General features: G+C 74.7%; 3 protein-coding genes. 1 reads left to right on the top strand and 2 read right to left on the bottom strand.

Annotation, left to right across the window (positions count from 1 at the left end):
* Window positions 1-636: response regulator transcription factor (locus tag K6I33_RS32580; RefSeq protein WP_229358217.1), on the bottom strand; the 636-nt coding region annotated here is incomplete at its 3' end.
* Between the two features lie 335 nt (window positions 637-971).
* Window positions 972-2,354: a helix-turn-helix transcriptional regulator gene (locus K6I33_RS32575; protein ID WP_229358215.1), complete on the bottom strand. Its 1,383-nt coding sequence runs from the start codon at window positions 2,352-2,354 to the stop codon at window positions 972-974.
* A 186-nt stretch (window positions 2,355-2,540) separates the two neighbouring features.
* Between K6I33_RS32575 and K6I33_RS32570 the strand changes: the two genes are divergently transcribed.
* Window positions 2,541-3,803: an alpha/beta fold hydrolase gene (locus K6I33_RS32570; protein WP_238492334.1), complete on the top strand. Its 1,263-nt coding sequence runs from the start codon at window positions 2,541-2,543 to the stop codon at window positions 3,801-3,803.
* The last annotated feature ends 300 nt before the right edge of the window (window positions 3,804-4,103 follow it).

The following is a 4,103-nucleotide window of genomic DNA, read 5'->3' as shown; positions in this document are numbered from 1 at the left end:
CACCAGCCCCGCCCGGTCGGCGAGGATCGCGGCCTGGACGCGGTTGAGCCCGCCCAGCTTGCCGAGGACCGCGCGCACGTGGTCCTTGACCGTGCTGGGCGCCAGCCCCATCCGCTCGGCGATCTGCGGATTGGCCAGCCCCGCGCCGAGCAGCCCCAGCACCTCGCGCTCGCGCGGGGTCAGCCCCCGTACCGCCTCGGCGGCCGTGCTCTCGGCCTCGGCGGCGAGGTAGCCGCCGATGACCGCGTGGGTCACGCCCGGGTCCAGGACGCTCCCGCCGCCGGCGAGCGTGCGCACGGCCCGCACCAGCTGCTCGGGGTCGGTGTCCTTGAGCAGGAAGCCGGCCGCGCCCGCGCGCAGCGCGGCGGCGAGGTACTCCTCGGTGTCGAAGGTGGTGAGCATGGCGACGCGCGGCGGGGCGGGGGCGGCCCGCAGCGCGCGCAGCACCGTCAGGCCGTCGACGTCCGGCATCCGGATGTCGAGGAGCACGACGTCGGGGGCGTGCGCGGCGACGGTGGCCACGGCCTCGCCGCCACCGCAGTCCGCGACCACCTCGATGTCCGGGGCCGTGCCCAGGATCATCCGCAGCCCGGACCGGACGAGCTGTTCGTCGTCCACCACCGCCACACGGATCACCGTCCGCTACCTCTTCCCTCGTCCACCGGGGCCGTCGGCGGCCCCACCCCTCCAGCCTGCCGTACCGGCCACGGCCGACGGAGCCCAGGGCTCCGCCCGTGGGCCGGACGACCCCCGCCGACCGGCGGGGGGCGAACCGGGACCCGGGGCGGATGGACCTTCCGGCACCCGGGCGGCAGAGTGCTGTCCATGCTGCACCATGCGGTGGCGGGCCCCCGGACTCCGGCCCGCGCGCGGCGCGCCCGCGCCGCCGGGTCCGCCACCGTGTGCGGCCCACGGTCGCAGGCCGCCGCACCCCCGGCGGCGGCCTGTACGTGCCCGTTCGCGCCGCCCGGCTAGGGCCGGGGCCACTGCGGCGGCGCCTTCGGCGCCGGCCCCAGCGTGGTCGTCCCCGGCGCCGCCCGGTGCCCCAGCCCCGTGCGGTACGCGTCCAGCGCCGCCTCCGTCCGGCCCGTGCGCCGCAGCAGATCGCCCAGCAGCCGGCACAGGTCCGCGAGGTCGCCCGCCGCGCCCGTGCGCTCCAGCAGGGACAGCGCCGCGCAGTAGTGCTCCTCGGCGGCCTCCGTGTCGCCCCGGTCCTCCGCGACGAGCCCCAGCAGCCGGTGCGCCCCGCCCGCGTGGACGGCGCCCCGCTCGGCGCCGAGCGCCGTGGGCGAGAGCAGCGGGCGCAGCAGCTCCTCCGCCTCGTACGCCTTGCCCCGGCGCCGCAGCACGTCCGCGAGCTCCACTTCCACCTGCACGGTGAACAGCGCGGCGCGCTTGGAGGCCAGCATGTCGCGGGCGGTGCGCAGCTCGCTCTCGGCCTTGCGCAGATTGCCGTCCTGGGCGTGGATGTAGCCGCGCATCCAGTGGCAGTGGGCGAGCTCGGTCCGTATGTGCAGCTGCTGGTAGAGCTCCTGGGCCTTGGCGAGGGAGGCGTCGGCGTCGGCGATGCGGCCCTCGGCGATGAGGCTGCGGGCCACGCCGCGGTGCATGGCGGCGACGAGCGCGGGGTTGTCCACCTGGGGCGCGAGCGCCAGCGCGAGCTCGGCGGCGTGCGCGGCACGGGCGTGCGCTCCCATGTCCATATAGGGCGCGATGGAGGCGGTGTAGAGGAGGAGCAGGGCGTCGGGGTCGTGCATCCCGGAGGCGTTGAGCTCGTCGAGGGCGGTCTCCAGGAGGTAGCAGGCGTAGCGCAGTTCGCCCGCGAGGAGGTGGGCGACGGCCCGGCCGCGCAGGGCGGGCACGCGGCGCGGCAGCGGCTGGTCGGCGAGGAGCGTCTCGGCCTCGGCGAACAGGTCGCGGGCGGCGGTGAGGTCGCCGCTCTCCAGCGCGCAGTCGCCGAGCCCGAGGACGGCGGTGGACTCCTCGTTCACCAGTGAGAGCGCGGCCGCCTCGGCGCGCAGGGCACGGAAGAGCGCGGCGGCGTCCTCCGCGTCCCCGGTGGCCAGGGTGCGCCGGGCGTCCGTCAGCCGCATCCGCAGCTCGGTGGCCAGGTGGGGCGGCCGGCCGGTGGCCAGCTCCTCGACGGTGGTGCCCAGCCGCCCGGCGAGATGGCGCAGGGCGGTCTCGGAAGGCCGGACCCGGCCGGCCTCCAGGGTGGAGATGTACGCCGCCGTGTAGGCGGGCTCGGCCAGTTGCTTCTGGGTGAGCCCCTTCTCGGTCCGCAGCCGCAGGACGCGGCGGCCGATGTCGGAGGGCTCGTCCGCCCGTATGCCGTGGGTGCTGTTCTCGGCCACTTCCGCCCCTCGGTACATTGCGCCGTGATTCAAGCCGTACGTTAAATCTGCTTACGTGAGGATGTAATCGTGCCGCCTGTGCCGTCCGTGCCGCCCATACCGAAGACCACCGGAAACGGTGACACCACGAACACCGGGCCCATCGGGGGTTCCGTGGCGGGCACGGTCCGCCAGCCCGGCCTCGTCATGACGGACCACTTCTTCGACGTGCCGCTCGACCACGCCCGTCCCGGCGGGGAGCGCATCCGCCTGTACGCCCGTGAGGTCGTCGCCGCGGGCCGGGCCCAGGAGGACCTGCCCTGGCTGGTCTTCCTCCAGGGCGGGCCGGGCTTCCCCGCCGGCCGGCCCGTGGGCCGGGAGAACTGGCTCGACCGCGCGCTGGAGGAGTACCGCGTCCTCCTGCTCGACCAGCGCGGCACCGGCCGCTCCACCCCCGCCAACCGGCAGACCCTGCCCCTGCGCGGCACGCCCGAGCGGCAGGCCGCCTACCTCGCCCACTTCCGGGCCGACTCCATCGTCCGTGACTGCGAGTACATCCGGCCGCTGCTGACCGGCGGCCGGCCCTGGAGCGTCCTGGGGCAGAGCTTCGGCGGCTTCTGCGCGGTGACGTACCTGTCGTACGCGCCGGAGGGCCTGTCCGAGGTGATGATCACCGGTGGGCTGCCCTCGCTGGACGGCGACGCGGACGCCGTCTACCGCGCCGCCTACCCGCGCATGGAGCGCAAGACCCTGGCCCACTACGCCCGTTACCCGGGCGACGAGGCGGTGGCGCGGCGCATAGCCGGGCACCTGGCGGAGACGGAGGAGACGCTCCCGGACGGCTCCGTGCTGACCGTGGCGGCGTTCCAGCAGCTCGGCATCCTGCTGGGGACCGGCGACGGCTCCCACCGGCTGCACTACCTCCTGGAGGACGCGTTCGTGCCGACCGCCGCCGGACCGCGGCTGTCGGACGCCTTCGGCGAGCAGGTCGCGGCGGTGCTCTCGCGCACCGCCAGCCCGCTCTACACCCTCCTCCATGAGGTCATTTATGCCCAGGACGGGCGCGCGACGCACTGGTCCGCCGAGCGCGTCCGCGCGGAATTCCCGCAGTTCGAACGCCACTTCGAGCCCGAGGGGCGCTTCCTCTTCACCGGTGAGACCGTCCACCCCTGGATGCTGGAGACCCAGCCCGCCCTCCGCCCCCTGCGGCGCACCGCCGAACTCCTCGCGGAGCGCGAGGGCTGGACCCCGCTCTACGACGCCGAAAGGCTCGCCCGGAACACGGTGCCGGTCGCGGCGGCCGTCTACCACGACGACCTCTACGTGGACACCGAGCACTCCCTGCGCACGGCCCGGTCGATCACGGGGCTGCGGACGTGGGTCACGGACGAGTACGAGCACGACGGCGTGCGCGCGAGCGGCCGCGTGGTGCTGGACCGGCTGCTGGGGCTCGTCAGGGACGAGTGCTGACCACCCCTCGGTAGTGGCGTCGGTCGTTTCCCGTCACATCCATTGTCATGAACCTCCTGAGCCTCTACGTTGAGCGGCGCCTTAACGCGACTTAACTCGCCACTTATGCGGCGGGTTTCGGTTTCGGGAGGAACCCCCCATGCACGTGTACAGACGAATATCCCTCGCGGCGGGCGCGGCCTTAATGGCCGCGCTCACCACCGCTCCGCACGCTTCCGCCGTTGGCGCCACGCCGGCGCCCAAACCCACCCAGCGGGTGGAGTACTTCACCGAGCCCGGCGGCCACCCCCACCACAGGAC

Source organism: Streptomyces sp. UNOB3_S3 (genome assembly GCF_020740895.1).
Classification (GTDB): domain Bacteria; phylum Actinomycetota; class Actinomycetes; order Streptomycetales; family Streptomycetaceae; genus Streptomyces.
Note: the sequence above shows the minus strand (reverse complement) of the source record. Positions and strands in the feature narration are given on the sequence as shown.

Coding starts and splice junctions, on each gene's coding strand:
- K6I33_RS32570 (WP_238492334.1), top strand. CDS start 2,541: ATGACGGACCACTTCTTCGACGTGCCGCTCGACCACGCCCGTCCCGGC.